Origin of the sequence: Nonomuraea sp. NPDC050404 (genome assembly GCF_040655495.1) — a bacterium.
Lineage (GTDB): Bacteria > Actinomycetota > Actinomycetes > Streptosporangiales > Streptosporangiaceae > Nonomuraea.
The window spans coordinates 628,793-649,849 of the sequence record NZ_JBFAKB010000001.1 but is presented as its reverse complement, the minus strand read 5'-3'; the positions used below and the strand labels follow the sequence as shown (position 1 = coordinate 649,849).

At 70.9% G+C, this 21,057-nt stretch carries 17 protein-coding genes; 5 read left to right on the top strand and 12 right to left on the bottom strand.

What is annotated here, in order from left to right; all coding sequences use genetic code 11:
* Positions 1 to 60: 60 nt before the first annotated feature.
* The 4 genes from AB0I81_RS02875 to AB0I81_RS02860 form a co-directional block, all read right to left on the bottom strand.
* On the bottom strand, positions 61 to 930 hold the full coding sequence (locus AB0I81_RS02875; RefSeq protein WP_360648802.1) for a DUF4394 domain-containing protein: 870 nt from the start codon (positions 928 to 930) through the stop codon (positions 61 to 63).
* Between the two features lie 99 nt (positions 931 to 1,029).
* Entirely contained in the window at positions 1,030 to 4,521 is a 3,492-nt protein-coding gene (locus AB0I81_RS02870; RefSeq protein WP_360648799.1) for a S8 family serine peptidase, read from the bottom strand.
* Between the two features lie 107 nt (positions 4,522 to 4,628).
* Positions 4,629 to 5,246 carry a helix-turn-helix domain-containing protein gene (locus tag AB0I81_RS02865; protein ID WP_360648796.1) on the bottom strand — a complete coding sequence of 206 codons (618 nt, stop codon included), beginning with the start codon at positions 5,244 to 5,246 and terminating at the stop codon, positions 4,629 to 4,631.
* A 40-nt stretch (positions 5,247 to 5,286) separates the two neighbouring features.
* Positions 5,287 to 6,480, bottom strand: coding sequence for a cytochrome P450 (locus AB0I81_RS02860; protein WP_360648793.1), 1,194 nt, complete (start codon positions 6,478 to 6,480; stop codon positions 5,287 to 5,289).
* Positions 6,481 to 6,747: 267 nt separating this feature from the next.
* On the opposite strand from AB0I81_RS02860, the gene AB0I81_RS02855 reads away from it, so the two are divergent.
* Both AB0I81_RS02855 and AB0I81_RS02850 read left to right on the top strand, forming a co-directional pair.
* Positions 6,748 to 8,874 carry an anthranilate synthase component I gene (locus tag AB0I81_RS02855; RefSeq protein ID WP_360650170.1) on the top strand — a complete coding sequence of 709 codons (2,127 nt, stop codon included), beginning with the start codon at positions 6,748 to 6,750 and terminating at the stop codon, positions 8,872 to 8,874.
* Positions 8,875 to 9,025: 151 nt separating this feature from the next.
* Positions 9,026 to 10,195, top strand: coding sequence for an amidohydrolase family protein (locus tag AB0I81_RS02850; protein ID WP_360648790.1), 1,170 nt, complete (start codon positions 9,026 to 9,028; stop codon positions 10,193 to 10,195).
* An 85-nt stretch (positions 10,196 to 10,280) separates the two neighbouring features.
* On the opposite strand, the gene AB0I81_RS02845 is transcribed toward AB0I81_RS02850, so the two are convergent.
* Positions 10,281 to 10,781: a MarR family transcriptional regulator gene (locus AB0I81_RS02845; protein ID WP_360648787.1), complete on the bottom strand. Its 501-nt coding sequence runs from the start codon at positions 10,779 to 10,781 to the stop codon at positions 10,281 to 10,283.
* Between the two features lie 24 nt (positions 10,782 to 10,805).
* On the bottom strand, positions 10,806 to 11,156 hold the full coding sequence (locus AB0I81_RS02840; RefSeq protein WP_360648785.1) for a DoxX family protein: 351 nt from the start codon (positions 11,154 to 11,156) through the stop codon (positions 10,806 to 10,808).
* 209 nt (positions 11,157 to 11,365) lie between these two features.
* Here AB0I81_RS02840 and AB0I81_RS02835 point away from each other — a divergent pair, with 209 nt between their 5' ends.
* A complete protein-coding gene (locus AB0I81_RS02835) occupies positions 11,366 to 13,996 on the top strand; it encodes a M4 family metallopeptidase (protein WP_360648782.1) in 2,631 nt (876 codons plus the stop codon).
* A 163-nt stretch (positions 13,997 to 14,159) separates the two neighbouring features.
* Complete coding sequence (thyX, locus tag AB0I81_RS02830; RefSeq protein WP_360648779.1) at positions 14,160 to 14,894, top strand: FAD-dependent thymidylate synthase; 735 nt, start codon at positions 14,160 to 14,162, stop codon at positions 14,892 to 14,894.
* Between the two features lie 57 nt (positions 14,895 to 14,951).
* Here thyX and AB0I81_RS02825 read toward each other — a convergent pair whose 3' ends face one another.
* Both AB0I81_RS02825 and AB0I81_RS02820 read right to left on the bottom strand, forming a co-directional pair.
* Positions 14,952 to 15,248 (bottom strand): hypothetical protein, encoded by a 297-nt coding sequence (locus AB0I81_RS02825; RefSeq protein ID WP_360648776.1) that lies wholly within the window; start codon positions 15,246 to 15,248, stop codon positions 14,952 to 14,954.
* 15 nt (positions 15,249 to 15,263) lie between these two features.
* Positions 15,264 to 16,343: an exo-alpha-sialidase gene (locus AB0I81_RS02820; protein WP_360648773.1), complete on the bottom strand. Its 1,080-nt coding sequence runs from the start codon at positions 16,341 to 16,343 to the stop codon at positions 15,264 to 15,266.
* A 151-nt stretch (positions 16,344 to 16,494) separates the two neighbouring features.
* Here AB0I81_RS02820 and AB0I81_RS02815 point away from each other — a divergent pair, with 151 nt between their 5' ends.
* Positions 16,495 to 17,310 (top strand): helix-turn-helix transcriptional regulator, encoded by an 816-nt coding sequence (locus AB0I81_RS02815; RefSeq protein ID WP_360648770.1) that lies wholly within the window; start codon positions 16,495 to 16,497, stop codon positions 17,308 to 17,310.
* Here AB0I81_RS02815 and AB0I81_RS02810 read toward each other — a convergent pair whose 3' ends face one another.
* The 4 genes from AB0I81_RS02810 to AB0I81_RS02795 form a co-directional block, all read right to left on the bottom strand.
* On the bottom strand, positions 17,311 to 17,601 hold the full coding sequence (locus AB0I81_RS02810) for a hypothetical protein (protein ID WP_360648767.1): 291 nt from the start codon (positions 17,599 to 17,601) through the stop codon (positions 17,311 to 17,313). It abuts the gene before it with no gap.
* A 144-nt stretch (positions 17,602 to 17,745) separates the two neighbouring features.
* The gene (locus tag AB0I81_RS02805; RefSeq protein WP_360648765.1) at positions 17,746 to 19,167 is read right to left on the bottom strand and encodes a sialidase family protein; all 1,422 of its coding nucleotides are present in this window, start codon (positions 19,165 to 19,167) and stop codon (positions 17,746 to 17,748) included.
* A gap of 144 nt (positions 19,168 to 19,311) precedes the next feature.
* Positions 19,312 to 20,430: a globin domain-containing protein gene (locus AB0I81_RS02800; protein WP_360648762.1), complete on the bottom strand. Its 1,119-nt coding sequence runs from the start codon at positions 20,428 to 20,430 to the stop codon at positions 19,312 to 19,314.
* Between the two features lie 234 nt (positions 20,431 to 20,664).
* A complete protein-coding gene (locus tag AB0I81_RS02795; RefSeq protein ID WP_360648759.1) occupies positions 20,665 to 21,036 on the bottom strand; it encodes a helix-turn-helix domain-containing protein in 372 nt (123 codons plus the stop codon).
* Positions 21,037 to 21,057 lie beyond the last annotated feature (21 nt).

Sequence of the window (21,057 nt, the reverse complement as noted above, 5' to 3'; positions counted from 1 at the left end):
GTACTTACCAGTAACATACGGGACCGGGTGTGCGGTAGCCGGGGGGCACCCGTTGCGCAATCAGCCGAGCTGCACGGCGATGTCGCTGACCTGACGGTTGCCCGGGAACGTTCCAACGACCGTCGCGCCGCCGGTCAGCAGGTCCACCGTGTAGAAGCGGTAGGCGCCGTCCACCTTGAGCGTCGCGTAGGCGGCGTTGGACACCGTCACGCCCTTGCGGAGCTTGCTGTAGACGTCGAACCCGGCATCCGTCGCGGCGTCGAGCACCGGATCCACCCCCAGCTTGCCGGTGGGGGCCAGGTTGCCCGCGTTCGCGGGGGACTGCACCGAGACCTGGTCGGCCGTGGTGTCCACGTCGAACAGGGTCGTCGCGGTGGCCGGGGAGAGGTCGTTGTTGGTGTAGCCGGCGCCGGTCACGCCGAGCGCGGTCGCCCCGGCGGTCGCGGGCGGCACGGGCGGGTTGGTGAGGGTGCCGTCGGTGGCGGTCGTGCCCGCGGCGGGCGCGCCGTTCGGGTCGTCGAGGTTGTGCCGCAGGTTCTGGCCGGTGTCGCTGATCACCCGCAGCCGGTTGGCGGCCGGGTTGAAGTCCACACCGAAACTCTGGCCACTGAGCGCGACCGTGAGCTGCGAGACCTTGGTGGCCTTGGCCTTGCCGTCCACCGTGTAGACGCCGCCCTTGTCGCCGACCGCGTACAGCTTGCCGTTCTGCACCCGGAAGTCGATGCCGACGACCTTCATGTCGCCCGTCAGGCCGCTGATCCTGCCGAGCCTGGAGACGTTCTTCGGGGTGGCGGCGTCGAAGACGACGAGCTCACCGGCGGTGGTCAGCCCGGTGACGCGCGGTCCGTCGCCACGGTTGGCCTGGGCGGGCGCGGCCAGGACCGCGCCCGCCCCGAGCACCGCGAGGGCGAGTACCAGTTGCTTACGCATCGGATCTCCTTGAAGAGGGTGTTGCCTTGCCTCCTCTCTTCGCTCGCCCGCCGCCCGTGGATGTCGGCGGCCCGCCGGGAAAGGGCGGGCCGCCGATCGTCAGGGAGCCGTCCGGTCGGGACGCTCGGTGATGCGCAGCCCGTTGACGATCGTCGCGCCCTGCCGGGTCGCGAAGCGCACGTTGAGCTGCCCGTCACTCACCCTGACCGTGTACTGCCTGGCCACGGCCGTGTACGTGCCCGCCTCCAGCGCCAGGTCCAGCGCCGGAATCGCCAGCTGCCCCTCGACCAGCACGTCGAACACGCGCTGGCCCATCCGCATGTTCCTGATCTCGGCGAAGTCCAGCTCGACGGTGTACGTCCCGGCCGGGACGTTGTCGAAGCGGTACTCCAGCATGGACTCCCTGGCCGTCCTGAACAGCGCCTGGTCGGCGGTGCCCCGGATGGTCCTGGACGTGCTCTGCGTGCGGTTCTGGTTGGTCAGGTAGCCGTAGCTCCCCTGGGCGTACCGCTTGTCCGGCGTCCAGGTGTCACCGGCGGCGTCCACGAAGTTCCTGGTCGCGCCCGTGTCGATGGCCACCTGGTGCTTGGGCACCACGACCGTCACCTTGACCTCGATGGTGGGCTGCCGCCCGCTGGCCGACTTGACCAGCAGCTTGCCCTCCTTGAACGTGCCCGGCGCCACCCCGGCGCTGGACACCGTCAGCTTCAGGCTCACCGACTGCCCATTGGCCAGCTCACCGGAGGCGGGGCTCACCGTGAACCACGACTCGCCGGTCGCCGTGTACGGCGTCGCCGAGCCCAGGTTCGTCAGCTCCAGCGTCCGGTTGCGGCTCGACTCGGCCGGCATCACCACGGTCAGCTCCGCGACCGACGCGCTCACCCGGCCCGTGACCAGCTCCGTGTCGATCCGTGTCACCGACGCCGCGGCCACCGTGACCGGCCGGGTGAAGGTGCCGTAGTGCTCCTTGGACACCACGACCTCGTAGTCCCCGGCCAGCACCTGCCCCCAGAAGGAGCCGTCCGCGCCGGTCGTGAACGTGGCCGCGTCGCCGATCTTCACCGTCGCCCCGGCGATGGGGTCGCCGTCGTTGGCGTCGATGACCTTGCCGGTGACCAGGCCGTGCCTGCTGGCCGTGAACGTCAGGCCCTGCCCACTGGACAGGACCGCCGCGTCGTTGGAGTAGAGCAGCGCGTCGGTGCCCGCCGCGTTCTCGATGCCGACCGTGGCGCTCGCGCCCCGGGCGGCGTCGCCGCCGACGTCCTTGTAACGCAGGCCGATCGAGCCGTCCTCGCCCAGCAGCGCCGCGAACGACACCCGCTGGCCGGCGGCCTGGTAGAAGGTGACGTTGCGCCACTCGATCACGTACGACCGGTGCGGCGCGGTGCCCGTCACCGCCGTGTGGACGCCGGACTGGCCGTCCACGACGAGGTCGTCCCAGAAGGCGTAGACGGCGTTGTTCGGCGTGCCCGCCGACGGCAGCGGGCCGTTGGCACGCGAGACGTTGCGCTCGGTGGCGAACGAGACGACCCCGTTCGTGCCGATCCACGCCTTGTCGTAGCCGGTGCCGTAGAACGGGACGGGGAACGGCAGCGTCACCTGCTGAGCCTCGTCGTCGCCGGTCAGCGCCAGCTTCGTGGTGCCGGCCGCGAAGTCCTGCGCGGCGCTCTTGCAGGTGTAGCCGAAGTTGTCGCCGCGCAGCGGCAGCTCCACGTCCTTGACCAGGTCGCCGGTCACCGTGATGGCCGACGTCGCGGCGCTGGAGCAGTTGGAGGCGGGGGTGACGCGCAGCTCGTACGAGCCGTGCGGCAGCGTCAGCGAGTACCGGCCGGACGCGTCGGTCACCGCGCTGGCCGGGGTGCCCTGGGCCGCCACGGTCGCGCCGGGCTCCGGCGTGCCGGCCGTGGTCACGGTGCCGGACACCACGGCCGTCGGCAGCGCCGTCAGCGGCACGTCCGCGGTCGTGGCCTGGTCGGCGGTGATCGTGACGGTCGAGGTGGCCGTGCCGTAGCCGAACTTCGCCGCGGTCAGCTCGTACTGGCCGGCCGGCAGGCGCGGGATGGCGTAGCCGCCGTCCGCGCCCGTGGTCACGCTGCGGCTCAGCGGGCCGCTCACCGACACCATCACCCCGGCCACGGGCCCGCCGCCCGCGGTGACCGAGCCGGACAGGTCGCCCAGGCCCTCGTCGGGGGCGGCTATCACGGCGGCGTAGGTGTCCAGCCTGCCCTCGCCCCAGACGTTGTTGTCGGCCGCGGTGCCGCCGCAACTGGTGTCGCTCACGTCCACGGCGGTGCCGTCCAGCAGCGACCGGGTGGCCGTCACGTCGCCCTGCAGGCTCGGGGCCGCCGACCAGATCAGCGCCACCGTGGCCGCCACGTGCGGCGAGGCCATCGAGGTGCCGGTGAAGTTGTCGTAGCCGCCGGGGATCGAGGAGCGCACGTTGACGGCGGGGGCGGCGATGTTCGGCTTGATCTCGCCGTTCTCGCCGTCGCCCTTGCTGGAGCTGGAGTACAGGGCGTTGTTGATGTCGAAGCCGCCCGAGCTGTACGTCGTCACGTACTGGCCGGGTGAGCCGCTGCTGCGGCAGGCCGGGCCCTCGTTGCCGTTGGAGAAGGCGGGGAAGATCCCCGCCGCCAGCCACGAGTCGACGACCTCCTTGTAGAAGGGGTCGAACCCATCGCCGCCCCAGGAGTTGTTGACGATGTCCGGCGCCAGGTCGGGGCGCGGGTTCTGGCCGTTGCGGTCGGTGGGCCGCACGATCCACTCGCCGGCCGCCAGCAGGGAGGCGTCGGTGCAGGTGTTGACCTCGCAGCCCTTGGCGGCGATCCACTTGGCGCCGGGCGCCACGCCGATGCCGTTCGCGCCGACCATCGTGCCCATGACGTGGGTGCCGTGGTCGTTGTTGTCGCACGGCACGCCGCCGGCGCACAGGCCCGTCGGGTCGAACCAGTTGTAGTCGTGGTTGTAGGAGCCGTCGGGGTTCCTGCCCCGGTAGCTGGCGGCCAGTTCGGGGTGGTCGTACTGGACGCCGGAGTCGATGTTGGCCACGACGATGCCTTCGCCGCGGTTGCCCAGCTCGCTCCACACGCGCGGGGCGCCCACCCGGTCGATGTTCCACTCCACGGCGTTGACCCGCGCCTCCGCCTTCCCGGTGACGGGCTTGGGCAGGGTGAGGGTGCGTACCGGGTCGATGCGATCGACGTCGGGCAGGGCGGCGATCTCGGTGGCGAGCTTCTCGTCGGCGGTCACCCGGACCGCGTTGACGATCCAGTAGGAGGTGTAGTCGGCTTTGCGTGAGTCGAGCAGTTTGCGCAGGTCCTCCTGCGCGGACTCGGCACGCTGGGACTTGGCCTGGTAGACCAGTTCGGCCTTGGCCTGCTTGGTCACCGCCCGGCGGGCGCGGCCCAGGTCGGCCGCCCCCTTCATGCGTACCCAGAAGGTGGCCTTGTCGTCCTGCGCGAGCTGCGTCTGCACGGTCGCGTCGATCTTGCCGGGATCCGGCGCCGCCTGCGCCGCGTTCTGCGGGGATAACAGCGCGGCGGCGGTCGCGATCATGGCCAGGATCGCGCGCCGGCGGGGGGTGTGGGGCACTGGCTCTCCTTCACGATCTTTACGCTTCTGCCGAGAAGGGTGAAGAGAGCATGTTCGGAAAGCAAGAGGTGTCAGGAAATGTAATCTGGTCAGATGAAATGTCGTGGCTAGGTGCCGCGGCTCTCACCTGGTACTTCGCGGTGGCCGAACTGTTTCATGATCGCCATGAAGTACGCCGCGATCCGCCCGGGATCCTCGTCGTCGGGATGCAGGGCGACATGGTTGACCACCGCCGCGCTCAGCATCTCCTGCACCACCGGCACGTCCAGGCCCGGCGGCAGCAGCCCGAGGTCGCGCGTGCGGCACAGCACCTCGCGCACCGCCGCCGCCCTGCGGCCCCCGTTGACCATCCGGTAGGTGAGGACCAGCTCGGGATAGTCGTCCACGCTGCCGAACAGGCGGCGCAGCAGGCGGCGGTTGCGCGGCACCGCCAGATGCGCCGCCCAGTCGGCGAACATGTGCTCGACGTCGCGCCAGCCGGGCAGCTCCGTGTCGTGGTCGTGGTTGGCCCACTCCAGCGCCCGCACCAGCAGCGCGGTCTTGTCGGCGAACCTGCGGTAGACCGTCGCCCGCGTCACCCCCGCCCGCCTGGCCACCTGCTCGATGCTGGTCTGCGCCGCGCCCTGCTCGATCAGCAGGTCCAGCGCGGCGGCCAGGATGGCCAGGTCGGCCTCCTGGCTGCGCGGGCGCCCCGGCGGGCGCGCCGATCGGGTGGCGCCGGTCATGTTCCCCGCTTCCTGCTCGTTCGGCCGTTTCCGGAGGAGTCTATTGACCCTGATCCCAGGTGACGGGCAGCCGGTGCACGCCGTAGATGAGCATGTCGGTGCGCAGCGGCACCTCGCCGGGCTCGACCGCCAGCCGCAACGAGGGGAAGCGGTCGAACAGCGCCGGATAGCCCGCCGCCATCTCCACCCGGGCGAGCTGCTGGCCCAGGCACTGGTGCACGCCGTGCCCGAAGGCGACGTGCCCGCCGCTGTGCCGGCGCAGGTCCAGGTGGTCGGCGTCGGGGAAGCGGCCGGGGTCGCGGTTGGCCGCCGCGATCGAGATGGTGACCGTCTCGCCGGTCCTGACCAGCTCGCCGCCCAGCTCCACGTCCTCCAGCGCGGTGCGTACCAGGAAGGGCACGACGCTGAGGTAACGCAGCAGTTCCTCCACCCCCCGGTCCACCTCCTGCGGCCCCGAGCGCAGCAGCGCGAGCTGGTCCGGATACCGCAGCAGCGCGAAGGTGCCCAGCGCGAGCATGTTGGCCGTGGTGTCCAGCCCCGCGCCCAGCAGCATGAAGCCGATGTTGGCCAGCTCCTCGTCGTCGAGGTCGCTCCTGGTCAGCCCGCTGAGCATGTCGTCGGTCGGACCGGCCCGCTTGGCCAGCACCAGCTCCTTCATGTGGCCCTGCATGGCCGTGTAGGCCGCGATCTTCTCCTCGTACGGCACGTCCGCGCGCATCAGCGTGGTGCCCTGGGCCATGAACCGCTCGCGGTCCTCCTCCGGCACGCCCAGCAGCTCGCAGATCACCACGGCCGGGATCGGGGCCGTGAACGACTCGACCAGGTCGGCGGGCGGGCCCTGCCGCTCCATCGTGTCCAGGTAGGCGCGCGTGACGTCCTCGATCCGCTCGGTGAGCTGCCGCATCCTGCGCACGGTGAACTCGCCGGTGAGCAGGTGGCGGTAGCGGGTGTGCCCGGGCGGGTCCATCGAGATGAACATTCCCGGCGGCGCGGCCTGCCCCGACCGCCCGCCGTCGTTGGTGGGCAGGTGCCGCAGCTCCGACCGCGCGCTGAAGCGCCGGTCGGCCAGCACCTCGCGGACGAGGGCATGGCTGGTCACCAGCCACCCCTGGTGCCCGTCGGGATAGGCCATTGGGGCGATGGGCCGCTTCTCGCGCAGCCCGGCCAGCTCGGCGGGCGGGTCGAACGGCGTGGTCCGCTCGACGGGCATGGTGATCGCCTCGGTCTTCGCCATCTCGGGTCTCCTTTCGACCGGTGACAACAAGGAATACAGTACAGCTCTGTATTGGAACCTCGGCGGCCGCCCCCGGGCGGGTCGCGTTGCGCGATCATGGTCGGGCGGTCTAACCTTGACGCATGCGAAATCACTCCCAGCTCCAGTGGTGGCGCCGCTCCTAGGCGGCGCGGGTTTCGCAGCACTCAACGGACGGCCGCCCCGGGATGGCGGCCTTTCTCGTGTCCGCCCCGGGGCTCGATCATTTACGTGGACAAGGGGCAGGTAGTGGAGACGAGCGGATATACCACCGCCGGGGGCGTCGCGGTCGAACGTGAGATACGCGAGGTGGACGAAGCCGCCCTCGAAGAGATCGTGACCGCCCTGGCGGAGCGCCGTGGCGGCGCCTTCTCCTCGGGCATGGACTACCCGGGCCGCTACAGCCGCTGGGCGTTCGGCTACATCGACCCGTGCCTGGAACTGGTCGCCAAGGGCCGCAACATCGCGGCCGTCGCGCTCAACGAGCGCGGCAGGATCGTGCTGCCGGTCGTGGCCTCCTGCCTGCTGGCCGCGGGCAAGCCGGTCACCGAGCCCACGGCCGACCGCGTCGAGGTGCACGTGGCCGAGTCCGAGGACCTGCTGCCGGAGGAGATGCGCAGCCGCAGGCCCACCGTCTTCACCGCGGTCCGCGAGGTCATCGCCGCCTTCCAGAGCGACGACCCGCACCTGGGGCTCTACGGCTCCTTCGGCTACGACCTGGCCTTCCAGTTCGAGCCGATCAGGCAGGAGCTCCTGCGCCCCGACGACCAGCGCGACCTGGTGCTGCACCTGCCCGACCGCCTCGTGGTGATCGACCGGCAGCGCGAGACCAGCCTCGAACACCGCTGGGAGTTCACCGTAGACGGCACCAGCACCCGCGGCCTGCCGCGCTCCGGCGAGACCTTCCCGGTCGTCGCGCCCGGCGAACTGCCGAAGAACCCGGAGCGGGGCGAGTACGCCAAGGTCGTGGCCGCCGCCAAGGAGAAGTTCAAGCGCGGCGACCTGTTCGAGGTCGTGCCAGGCCAGGTCTTCCACGCCACCTGCACCGACCCGTCCGCCTTCTACCGCGGACTGCGCCACAGCAACCCCGCCCCGTACGAGTTCATCATCAGCCTCGGCGAGGGCGAGCACCTGGTCGGCGCCTCGCCCGAGATGTACGTACGGGTCAGCGGCGACCGCGTCGAGACCTGCCCCATCTCCGGCACCATCGCCCGCGGCAGCAACCCCGTCGAGGACGCCGAGGCCATCCGGACGCTGCTGTCCAGCGTCAAGGAGGAGTCGGAGCTGACCATGTGCACCGACGTGGACCGCAACGACAAGTCGCGCATCTGCGTCCCCGGCACCGTCAAGGTCATCGGCCGCCGCCAGATCGAGCTCTACTCCCGCCTGATCCACACGGTCGACCACATCGAGGGCCGGCTGCGCCCCGAGTTCGACGCCCTCGACGCCTTCCTGACCCACATGTGGGCCGTCACCGTCACCGGCGCGCCCAAGACGTGGGCCATGCAGTTCATCGAGGACCACGAGGCCACCACCCGCAGGTGGTACGGCGGCGCGATCGGCTTCATCGGCTTCGACGGCTCCATGAACACCGGCCTGACCCTGCGCACCGCCCAGATCAAGAACGGCGTGGCCACCGTCAGGGCCGGCGCCACGCTGCTGTTCGACTCCGACCCGGAGGCCGAGGAGCGCGAGACCGAGCTCAAGGCCAGCGCCCTGCTCGGCGCCCTGGCCGCGGTCAACGACCCCGCCGCCGTGCCGGTCGCCGAGCCCAGGCCGCAGCCGGGCGCCGGCATGAAGGTGCTGCTCGTCGATCACGAGGACTCCTTCGTCAACACCCTGGCCGACTACTTCCGCCAGGAGGGGGCCGACGTGGTGACGCTGCGCCACGGCTTCCCGACCGCCATGCTCGACGAGATCGCGCCCGACCTGGTCGTGCTCTCGCCGGGCCCCGGCTGGCCGACCGACTTCGGCATCTCGGCCCTGCTGGATGAGATCTACGCCCGCGACCTGCCGGTGTTCGGCGTCTGCCTCGGCCTGCAGGCCATGGTCGAACAGGCGGGCGGCACGCTGGAACTGCTCGACTACCCCGAGCACGGCAAGCGCGGCCAGGTCGCCAGGCTGGGCGACAGCGCGCTGCTGGAAGGGCTGCCCGAGGAGTTCACCGCGGCCCGCTACCACTCGCTGCACGCCAAGCGGCCCGGCGTGGTCGGCTTCACCCCGACCGCGCAGACCCCCGACGGCAACGTCATGGCCATCGAGGACACCGGGCGGCGGCGCTTCGCCGTGCAGTTCCACCCCGAGTCGATCCTGACCCAGGAGGGCGGCGCGGGCGCGAAGGTCATCGCCAACGTGCTGCGCCTGTCCCGCAGGTAGGCAAACCCGGGCGCGAGGTCATCGCGGACGAGCTGCGCCTGTCCCGCGGGTAGGTAACCCGCGTGCGAAGGTCATCGCGGACGCGCTGCGTCTGTCTCGCAGGTAGGTAAAACCCGGGCGCGAGCATGCGGGGCTCCCTTAGAGTTCCCGCATGCTCCCCGTAGACCTGCCCGGCACAGTGCGTGACGCGCTGCTCGCCCCGCTCGTCGATCACCACTGCCACGGGGTACGCAGGGACGACCTGAGCAGAGGCCAGTTCGAGCTGCTCATCGGCGAGGGCGGCAGCCCCGCGCCACCCGGCACCACCCACTTCGACACGCCGTTCGGCGCGGCCGTGCGCCGCTGGTGCGCGCCGCTGCTCGACCTGGAGCCGCACACCCCGCCCGCCGTCTACCTGGCCCGCCGCGCCGAGCTCGGGGCGGCCGAGGTCAACCGGCGGCTGCTGGCCGGGGCGGGGGTGGTGGCGTTCCTGGTCGACTCGGCCCACGAGGACCTCGACGTGCTGACCGCCGCCGAGATGGGCCGGCACGGCGGGGCCGCCGCCGACGAGCTCGTACGGATCGAGCGGATCGAACGCGACGTGGCCGCCACCGCCGAGCTCGCCGTGGACTACCTGGACACCCTGGGCGAACAGCTGGGCGCGCGGGCCGCCAGGGCGGTCGGCCTCAAGACGGTCGCCGGCTCGTTGTGCGGCCTCGACCTCGACCCGGCCAGGCCCTCCAGGGGATCGGTGATCGCGGCCGCCAACCGGCGGCTGGCCGACCCCAAGGAGCCGCTGACCGATCCGGTCCTGCTGCACTACCTGCTCTGGAGCGCGATCGACGTGGCCAGGGAGCGGGGCCTGCCGGTGCAGTTCCACAGCGGGTTCGGCGGCACCGGATCAGGCAGGTCCGACCTGCGCGCGGCCGAGCCGCACCGCGCCGACCCGGCCAGGATGAGCGCGTTCGCCGGGGCGCTGCAGCCGCTCGGCGTGCCGATGATCCTGCTGCACAGCTACCCGTTCCACCGCCAGGCCGCCTACCTGGCCGGGATCTACCCGCACGTGTACGTGGACGCCGGCCTCACCCTGCCCTTCAGCGCCGGCGCGGCGGCCCGGGTCATGGACGAGCTGCTGGAACTGGCGCCCTTCCACAAGCAGGTGTTCAGCTCCGGCTGCCGTGGCCTGGCCGAGACCGGCTACCTGGGCGCCCTGTCCTACCGGCGGGCCCTGGCCGGCGCGCTGGCCGCCAGGATCGGCGCGGGGGAGTGGAGCGCCTCCGACGCGGCCAGGATCGCCCACATGATCGGCTCGGGCAACGCCCGGCGGATCTACCGCCTGTGAACCACGGCCCGCCGCCCGCGTGGGCCGCTGCCACCCGGGCGGCTGCCCGGCGCTGCCCGGCGCTGAACAGGTGCGCACTGTCAGCTCAGCCGTCGCCCCGGTCACCACGCTGTGCCGCGACGTCGCGGGAGCGCGGCCGGCCGTCGAGGCAGGCGCCCAGCTTGGTGCCGACGGCCTGCATCGCCTCGGCGAGCGCGGCCGTCTGCTCCGGCGTGAGGTGGTCGAACAGCACCTCGCGCAGCGCCCGGGTGTGATGGGGGGCGATCGCGGCGATGACCGCGCGCCCCTCGTCGGTGATCTCGGCCACGCTGGCCCGGCCGTCGCTGGCGTCCGGCCGCAGCCGTACGTAGCCGCGATCGACGAGCTTGCTCACCCGGTGGCTGAGCCTGCTGATCGAGACGTTGCCCACGGCCGCCAGGTCGCTCAGCCGCAGCGGTCGTGAGGCCAGCGCGCGGAGCAGGCCGTACTCGACGTGCACCAGGCCGTGCGCCCGGAACGTGCGCTCCACCTGGGGGATGCCCACCAGCATGACCGCGAGCAGGCCCTGCCACGCGCGCTCCTCGTCCTCACCGAGCCCCTCGGCCAAGGAACCTCCCGCCTCGGACGCGCCTCAGATGCGTCCTGCCACGACGATGACCGCCATCGCCAGCAGGACCAGGTTAACCGCGATGCCCTCCTTCCGCCTCCGGTGCACGAGCGCGGCGCCGATCATGATCAGGCCGAGCCCGGCCGCGGCGAGCGGGGTGAGGATGGGCGCGATGCCGGTGGCCCAGGGCAGCACCACGCCGATGCCGCCGAGCACCTCCACCGCGCCGATGGCCCTGAGCTGGGCGGTGCTGAAGTCGTCGCGGTAGCCCTGGTGCGCGCGCATTCGCTCGCCGGGTTCGGCGAACTTTCCCGCGCCGGAGATGACGAAGGCCAGGGCGAGCAGGATCTGCACGATCCAGAGGATGACGTCCATAGCTTGACCCTTCAAGTAATTCGCTGAACTCCGACGGTAGACCCAAAAGCTTGAAGCAGCAAGTAAGTTTCTCCACGAGCGCCACCTCCCCATAACGGGGAAATGCATATTTCCTCATTCGTTTAATCGAATTGTGATTTGTCTCCCTGTCAACAACGCGGTGATGATCGGAAAGCCAGAGTCCGTTTTCGCACACACCTGGAGGTGCCGTGGCCTGGCGTCCCATCACCCTTGCCGCCGCCTTATGCCTGGCGTTGTCCGTACCGGGAGTCGCCGCGGCGGAAGATCCGCCGCCGGAAGTGGAATCGCGCGCGGGCACCCGGGCTCCCGCCGAGGTGCACGGCCTTTCCGAGCCCGCCGCGGCGGGCGACCCCGTCGCCGCGGCCAAGGCGCACCTGGCCGACCCCCGCTACCACCTCGACCCCGCCGACCTCACGCCGCTGCGGACCGTCGTCGACGGCCGGGACGAGACTGTCAGGTTCGCCCAGAGTCACCGCGGCGTGCCCGTGTTCGGCGCCCACTACCTCGTGCACTTCCGCAATGACGGCGGCGGGCGTGAGGTGACCGGCGCGGGCGGCCGGTTCCTCACCGAGCTGAACGTCTCCACCACCCCGGCCGTCAGCAAGCAGAGCGCCGAGAAGATCGCCCGCGGCCTGATGGCCGGCGACCGCGCCGCGCGGACTCGCGCCACCGCCAAGGCCGGCGAACTCGTCGTGGTGCCGCGCGGCGGCGGCGTGCTGGCCTGGCAGGTCCTGCTCACCGCGCGCTCGGCGACCCGGCCCCTGCTGCTCGACGCGTACGTGGACGCCCACACCGGCCGCCCCCTGTTCACCATGGACCGCCTGCGCATGGAGGGACCGGTGCAGGGCAGCGGCCAGACCGCGCACGGGCGGAACGTCACGCTCAACGCCTACCAGCGCGCCGACGGCGCCTACGAGCTGCGCGACCGCTCCCGCCCGATGTGGAACGGCACCACCGGCGAGATCCTCACCTACGACGCCGCCGGCGGCGACCTGTTCGACTACCTCGGCCCCGGCGTCCCGGCCGGCGCCAAGCTCGCCGAGTCGCCGACGCCCGCCTTCGGCCCCCAGCACACCGAATCCGGCGCCGTGGACGCGCACTGGGGCTCCGGCCACGTGTACGAGTTCTACCGCGCCCTCGGCCGCGAAGGGCTCGACGGGCAGGGCGGCAACATGTACTCGGTCGTCAACGTCACCCTGGGCGGCCAGCCGTTCGCCAACGCCTTCTGGGACGGCACCAAGATGGTCTATGGCGGCGGCGGGCCCACGTACCACTCCTTCGCCGCTGGCCTCGACGTGGTCGGCCACGAGATGACCCACGGCGTCATCACCCACACCGCGAACCTGGCCTACCTGGGCCAGTCGGGCGCCATCAACGAGGGCCTGGCCGACTACTTCGGCAACGCCATCCAGGTGGACACCCTCGGCATCCCGATGAGCGACCCCGACGCGAGCCTGCTCGGCGACAGCCTGTGCAAGACCCTCCCGCCCGCCGAGTGCGCCGCCCGCGACCTCGACGACGCGCGCGTGGCCGCCGAGGACTACCTCGGCATGAGCATCGGCCAGGACAACGGCGGCGTGCACCTGAACTCCACGATCTTCTCCGGCGCCCTGTGGGACGTCAGGGAGCAGCTCGGCGGAAAGAAGGCCGACAAGGTGACCTACAAGGCGCTGAGCGAGTACATGACGCCGCTCGACGACTTCGTGGACGGCCGCCGCGCCGTCGAGTCCGCCGCGCGCGCCCTCGGCATGTCCGCCCGCGACCGGCTGACCATCGCGCGGGCCTTCGACCGGCACGGCATCAAGCCGGGCTGGGAGCGGCTGCTGCGCACCGACAGCCGCGTGCTGATCGACAACATCACCGACTTCAACGCCATCCCGGACGTGGCCGGCGACCGCTACGTGATCTCCAACTCCACGCCCGACGGCGCCACCCCCAGCCAGATCGTCACCGGACGCCTGCGCGGGGGCAAGACGACGGCCCTGTCGCAGGACGGGCGGTGGAACTACTACCCGAAGACCGACGGCAGGCAGGCCGCCTGGGCGTCCTACAACACCGAGCAGACCAGCTTCCAGATCCACGCCCGCCCGATCGACGCCGCTCAGCCGCCGCGCGTCGTCGCCGAGGCGACGGACCTGGTGACCGGTTTGGCCGTCTCCGGCGACGCCATCGCCTGGGAGGCGCTCGACCCGGCCGCCGGCGAGGTCGAGATCTGGGTCAAGCGCGGCGCCGCCGCGCCGGTCAAGGTCACCGCCGCGGCGGGCGTCAGCGGCTACATGCCGTCACTCAAGGGCGGAAAGCTCGCCTACACGCGGGAGTGGATCGAGGGCGGGCTGCCCCACAGCACGCCGGCGATCTACGACCTGGCCACCGGCACCGAGATCGTCGTGCCCGAGGTGCCCGGCGGCGGCGGCGTGCCGTCGTACGCGGTCAACCCGATCATCCTGAGCGGGCAGCTCGTCTGGGCCGCCGACACCAATAGGGACGGGCGCTTCGCCATCATGCGCGCCGCCCCCGACGGCACCGGCTCCACCGCCGTCGTGCCGGACGGTCCCGCCGCGCCCGCGCTGAACTGGTTCGACGCCAACGACACCACGATCACGCTCGGCGTGTGGCCCGACGGCGACGTGCTGGAGAACGCCACGCTGCCCAAGGTGTTCCAGCTCCCGGTCGCCGGCGGCCCGCTGCGGCGCTACTCCTGCAACCAGGGCTCGCAGCACTACTTCTCGCCGGGCGAGGGCAGCAGGCTCGTCTGGCTCGACGGCACCGACGGCAACACCGACCTGGTGACCCGCGACAGGCCCGCCGTCCGCTGCTGATCATCCGGTCCCGGCCCCGTCCACAACCGGATCGGGCCAGGTCACCGCGCCGGTCGGCGCCCGCCGTGCCACTGTGAGGGGGCGGCGGGCGCCGACTCGCGAGTAGGGGCCACGACCTGGTTTGCTTGGGCGGTCACGTCGTCGAGCAGTTCGGGGGTTCCGCGTGGGCGCAGTCGAACCGGAGGCCGAGGTCAAGTTCCGTGCCGACATGGACGTGGAGCTGATCAAGTCCGCCGCGTCGGACGCCGACGTGCTCTGGGCGGCCCGCGTCTCCACCAAGGGCGAGAGCTCGCTGGCCGAGATCGAGGCCGACCCGCGGCGCTCCCGGGGCCTGATCAACTACCTGATGCGCGACCGGCACGGCACGCCTTTCGAACACTCGTCGATGACCTTCTACGTCAGCGCGCCGATCTTCGTCTTCCGCGAGTTCATGCGGCACCGGACGTTCTCCTACAACGAGGAGTCCGGCCGATACCGGCGGCTCGAACCGGTCTTCTACGTCCCCGGGCCCGATCGCAAGCTCGTCCAGGAGGGCAGGCCCGGCAAGTACGTGTTCACCGACGGCACCCCCGAGCAGCACGGCCTGGTGACCGAGGTGACCCGGGAGAGCTACCGGCGGTCCTACCGCGCGTACCTGGAGATGCTGGAGGCGGGAGTGGCGCGGGAGGTGGCCCGCACGGTGCTTCCCGTCGGGCTCTACTCCTCGATGTACGCCACCTGCAACGCTCGCGCGCTGATGAACTTCCTGTCCCTGCGCGTCAAGCGGGAGGACTCCACGTTCCCCTCCTTCCCGCAACGCGAGATCGAGATGGTCGCGGAGCGGATGGAGGCGTTGTGGGCGGGGCTCATGCCGCTCACCCACGCGGCATTCGAGAACAACGGCCGCGTCTGCCCCTGAACCGCCGGGCACCGCGGCGACCGGTTGCGACCCCCCAGAGCCACAACCGGGCAGGGCTCAGGCCAGGGCCGGCAGGACGTACACCTCGGCGCCCGGTGGCAGGGCGCAGTCCAGGCCGCCGAGCCCCCGCGTGTTCTCGCCGCACACGATCATGCTGATGTGCCTGCGGATGCGCCCGTAGTCGTCGCGCAGCCGCTCCTCCAGCATCGGATGCGTGCGCCGCAGCATGTCCAGGGCCGAGCCGAGGGTGGGCGGGGATTCGCGGTCGGCGCCGACGGCGAAGACCTTGACCTCCGTCCGCCCGCTCACCCACCTGCGCAGCGAACTGGGCAGCACGAACACGACCATCGTCACCGGGGCGCACATCGGCTAGAGCACCGCCGCGCGGACCGTGAGCACGTCGGGCAGGTGCCGGCCGACCAGGGACCAGGTCTCGCCGTCGTCGCGCGAGCCGTAGACCTCGCCGTCGCGCGTGCCGAAGAACACGCCCGCCTCCGACGCCGTCAACGCATCGCGCAGCACGCTGGCGAACACGGGCTCCTCGGGTAGGCCCGCCGAGAACGGCTGCCAGTTCTCGCCCGCGTCGTCGCTGCGGTAGACCCGGTAGCGGTGATCGACCGGCGTGCGGTCCATGTCGGCCGTCAGCGGCAGCACGTAGACCGTGTCGGGACGCGACGGATGGGTCGCGATCGGGAAACCGAAGTCCGACGGCAGCTCCGAGCCGATGTCCCGCCAGTTGCCGCCGAAGTCGTCGCTGCGGTAGACGCCGAAGTGATGCTGCAGGTAGAGCCGCTCGGGGCGGGTCGGGTGCATGGACACCTTGTGCACGCAGTGCCCGTATTCCGGATACTGCTGGCCCTCGGGGAAGAACGGGGCCCTGATGTTCTTGTTGGCCGCCTCCCACGTCAGGCCGCCGTCGGCCGTGCGGTAGAAGCCGGCGGACGACACCGCGACCGCCATGACGCCGGGGTCGGACGGGTGGCTGACGATCGTGTGCAGGCACAGCCCGCCGCCGCCCGGCTGCCAGTGCTCGCGGTGCGGGTGCTCCCACAGGCCCTCGACGAGCCGGTAGGTGACGCCGCGGTCCTCGGAGCGGAACAGCGCGGCGGGCTCGGCGCCCGCCCACACCACGCCCGGCTCCGACGGCGAGGGCGCGAGCTGCCACACCCTGGCAAGCGTCGCCCCGGTCTTGTCGGGGAAGGCGATGGGCGGCTGCTCCGCCTCCTGCCAGGTCTTGCCGAGGTCGTCGGAGTACATGACGGACGGGCCGAAGTGCCCGTACTCGATGCCGGCCAGCAGCCGGGGGGTGGTGCCGCGCGTGTCGATCGCGACCGAGTGAACCGCGACTGTGGAGAACTGGATCGGCTCGATCCTGAAGGGCCCGCCGCCGGTCGAACGGGCGAGGAACAGCCCCTTGCGGGTGCCGATCGCGAGGATTGCCTCACTCATAGCATCGCTCCCATGTTGGACTTGCGGCCATCGTGCCACGCGCCACCGACAGTTACCGAAGACTGGGAGGTTCCCCGCGGAAGGAACGCCGCCTGCGGCATTACCTGGCAGGTAATCGAGAGCCTTCCCCGCACTCGATAACGTGTCCGGTATGGGTGCTGTTGCCGTACAAGAAGACACTTTTGGTGAGCTGTTGCGTTCGTGGCGGCAGCGGCGGCGGGTGAGCCAGCTCGACCTGGCCATCGAGGCCGAGGTCTCGGCCCGCCACATCAGTTTCCTGGAGACCGGCCGCGCCCGGCCGAGCCGCGAGATGGTGATGAAGCTGGCGGAGGAGCTCGAGGTGCCGCTGCGGCAGCGCAACAGGCTGCTGATGGCGGCCGGCTTCGCCCCCGTCTATCCCGAGCGGGAAGTGCGCGCGCCCGAGATGGAGGTCGTACGGCAGGCGCTGGACAAGATCCTCACCAGCCACGAGCCGTACCCGGCGGTCGTGGTGGACGCGGTGTGGAACCTGGTGGCGGCCAACTCGGCGGCGGCCATGTTCATGGAAGGGGTGCCGGCCGAACTGCTGCGGGAGCCGATCAACGTGATGCGGCTGTCGCTGCACCCGCAGGCGATGGGCGGGCGCCTGCTGAACCTGGCCGAGGTCCGCGCCTACCTGCTGCACCAACTGCGCAGGCAGGTCGAGATGTCGGGCAACGGGCCGCTGGCCGAGCTGTACGAGGAACTGGTGTCGTACCGGTATCCGGGGGTGGACCTCAACGTGGCACACGTGCCGAGCCCCGCCGACATCCTGATACCCCTGCGGATCGCGGACGGCGACCGGGTGTTGTCGATGTTCACCACGATCGCCACGTTCGGCACGCCGGTGGACGTCACGGTCTCGGAACTGGCCATCGAGACGTTCTGGCCCGGCGACGAGGAGACGGCGGCCGCGTTCCACAGACGCGGCCCCGTCGTGACGGCTTGATCAAGGCCCGTTCTGAATGTCCGGCGCGTCGAAGAGGTCCTGGATGGTTCGGGCGGTCAGGGCGCGGGCGAGCCAGATTTCGAGTTGGGTGAGGTCCGTGCAGGTCTGGATCCGGGTGCGATTCTCGTCGGAGATGTCAAGGCCACGGGCGGTCAGCACGACCAGCAGCGCTTTGGCCTCGCCTTCAGCCTTCCCTTTGGCCTTCCCCTCGGCTAGCCCCTCTTCGCGGCCGCGGCCGAAGTGTTCGCGGGCGAACGGGCTGTAAACCGGCCAGTCAGTGGATGATGTCATGATCTTCTCCAGGAGGAGGCGGATGTCAGCTCGAGCACCAACTCGGGGGCTTCGGCCAGCATCTTGACGATGGCGTCGTGTCGGGAGGAGGGCATGTCGCTGAGTGTGGCACGACATGTGCGCAGGGTGATGGGAAATCGAGAATCAGCGGGCGGTGGCGGGTAAGCCGGATAAGGGCTCGCCGATCGAGACGGCGGACTCGATGGCGATGTTGGGCGGGGCGCCGCCCATGAGGGGTAAGCCGCCCGCGACCGTGTGCGTGCGCACGTTGTGGGCCCCGCCCGCCGGCGCGCCCGCGACCGCGAACGCCGGGAAGGCGCTGCCGCCGGGGACGACCGAGGTGGAGATGTAGTCGCCCAGCATGCGGCCCTGAGCGCTGCCCGCCAGCCAGTCCAGCGCCATCGGCCCGTACAGCTCCAGCGGCGGCGACCAGCTTGCCCCGCTGTTGACGGAGGAGGTGTAGGCGACCGTGAGGCGGCAGGTGGCGGGCGTGCAGGCGGCCTCCGGGTAGCGGTAGTAGGTGATGGCGAGCCGGGCTCCCACGCTTGCGCTCTGGCGGTCCACGCCGAGGCCGGGGATGAAGTGGTCGCCGCCGTCGCCGGTGACGCGCAGGACGTCGCCCCACGCGGCCCCCGTGGCGGACCTGCTGAGCACGATGTCGTTGGCGGCGCAGTCGATCTGGAAGCGGCAGTCGTGCCAGGCCACGTACACGGTGCCGTCGCCGTCCGTCTCGGCCGACGGCAGCGGAGCGGCGCGCAGCCCGCCGGCGACCGTGTGCCGCTGCACCTTCGAGACCAGCACGCTCTCGCCCCAGCTCGCGCCGCCGTCGCGGGAACGGAAGGAGCGGATCTCGCCCTCACCGCTCAGGTAGGGCACGACCACGGCGCCGTTGGGCCGCACCACCGGCTGCCCGCCCAGGCCGGTGGCGGAGGTGGCGGTGACGGTCCAGGTCAGGCCGCCGTCGGAGGAGCGGGCCACCTTGATCGCGTTGCCCGCGGCGTGGTCGTCGAACACCGCGTAGCAGCGGCCGCGGAATTTGCTGTCCGCGCCGTTGTCGCAGACGATCCAGCTCTTGTCCAGGTCGCCGCCGGCGGCGACGGTGACCGGCGCGCCCCAGGTGCGGCCGGTGTCGGTGGAGCGGCTGGCCAGCACCGCCGCGCCGGAGACCCCGCCGGCGTCGGTGAGGGCCAGCGAGGAGATCAGCCACACGCCGTGCGCGGCGTCGAAGGCCACCGACGGGTCGCTGACCCGCCCGTACGCCCCGCCGCCGAACGTGGTGATCCCGGGCAGCACGCCCTTGGCCCACGTGGCGCCGTTGTCGGCCGACGTCGCGAACGCGATGCCCGAGGCGCCCCCGTCGTGGAAGCGGCCCGCCTGCTGCGCGGCCACGATCGTGGAGTCCCACTGGAAGGTGTCGGGCCCGGCCTGCGTGCCGTGCTGGCTGGTGGCATTGGAGTAGGCGTCGGAGCCGATCTCGATCAGCGGCACGGCGGCCTCTTCGGCCGACGCCGGTGCCGTCGTGAGGAGAGCAGTGATGGGAGTGGTGAGGAGCAGGGTCGCGGTCATGACGGATAAGAGCCCGCCGATTCCTCGGCGCCTGGGGGAGGTTGGCACGGTTCACCTCACTTGGCGTGTCAAGTACCAGGAGGCACCGCCGAACCCGCGCTGTCAACCTTTTGATCTAGAAGTCTGCCTTCCTAATGAGTTCTTTCAGCGTTCGCCCTGGATGGCGTCCCGGTGGATGCGGGACAGGGGCACGCCGTCGCTCTGCAGGCGGCGTACGGTCTCGTTGACCATGGAGGGCGGGCCGCACACGTACACGTCGTGCTCGGCCCAGGAGTGGAAGCGCTGCGTGACCTCGGGCAGATGGCCGCGCATGCCGCTGTAGGAGGCCTGGTCCGACACCACCGGCAGCACCCGCAGCCAGGGGAAGGACGACTCCATCCTGATGAGGTCGGGCAGGTCGTAGAGCTCGCCGGCGGTGCGGGCGCCGTACAGCAGGTGGATGTTGGGGCGGCGGCCGGACAGGATGATGGACTCCATGATCGCCTTCAGCGGCGCCAGGCCCGTGCCCCCCGCGACGCACAGCACGTCGCGCACGCTGTGCTCGCGCGGCGTCATCGTGCCCATCGGCGGGCCCAGCAGGAGCGTGTCGCCGATGCGGGTGTTCCTGATCAGGGTGGTGGAGACCCAGCCGCCGGGGACCGCGCGCACGTGCAGGCTGATCGTGTTGTCCTGGCGCGGCGCGTTGGCGATGGAGAAGGTGCGCCACACGCGCGGCCAGCGCGGGGTCTGCACGTTGACGTACTGGCCCGGCGTGTACGGCAGCCGCTGCGCGGGCCGCAGCGTGAGCACCGCGATGTCCTGGTGGCGCCGCTCGTGGTCGATCACCTCCGCCGGCCACCAGGCGGGGGAGACCCCCGCGTCCGACTCGGCCGACTCGATCATGAGGTTGGCCGCCGCCGTGTACGCCGCCACCCAGGCCGCCTCGATCTCGTGGTTCCAGACGTCGGCCGCGAAGCGGCGGATCGTGGCCAGCAGGGCGTTGCCCACGGCCGTGTAGTGTTCGGCGATGACGCCGTACTTGCGGTGGTCCCTGCCGAGCTGCCCGAGATAGGCCGCCAGGCTGTCCGGGCTGTCCAGGCTCCAGACGATGCGGGTCAGCGCGCCGAACAGCCGGTCCCGCTGCACGTTCATGGCGGGCGGGAACATGCCGCGCAGATGTGGATTCTCAACGAACAACCGGCCGTAGAAGTAGGCCGTGGCCTTGTCGGCCAGCGGCTCGACCACGGAGAAACTCTCTTTGACCAGGCGCGGATTCAACGACATACAACAAACCCCACCTTTTGACCGGAAAGAAATTCCGGTCTAGCCGTTCACCTCCCTGACGGTTCCGGGTCATGAGCGCGGGGCCCGCCCCGGCGCATCCCTGCGCTCGAAATCGAGTCTTACACCACCGATGACGCCTCACAACCGTTTCCCCCGATACGGTGCGAAGCGGAACTATAAGTAATTGCCCCGTGATTCTCTGTGCTCGAATTCGGCCGTCAAATGCGAAAATAACTAATTTTCGGAATTCAAAGCGCGATCGTGCCGTTCCTGGGCCGCCAGAATTTCCGGGGCGGCCCGCGTCATCCACCGCAGCAGCCCGCACAGATGCTTGACCGCCTGCTCGCCCAGCGGCGTGAGGGAGTAGGTCACCTTCGGCGGCGTGGACGGCTCCACGAACCGGTCGAGCAGCCCGTCCCTGCCGAGCGTGCGCAGGTTCTGCGACAACATCTTCTCGCTGATCCCCTCGATCCGGTCGCGCAGCAGGTGGAAGCGGAGCGGCCCGTCCTTGAGCGCGACCAGCACGAGCACCCCCCACCTGCTGGTGAGGTGCTCCATGACCTGCCGTCCCGGGCAGTCGCTGCTGAACAGCTCCTCGACGTCCATGGGAAGGAGCTTACCTCACGG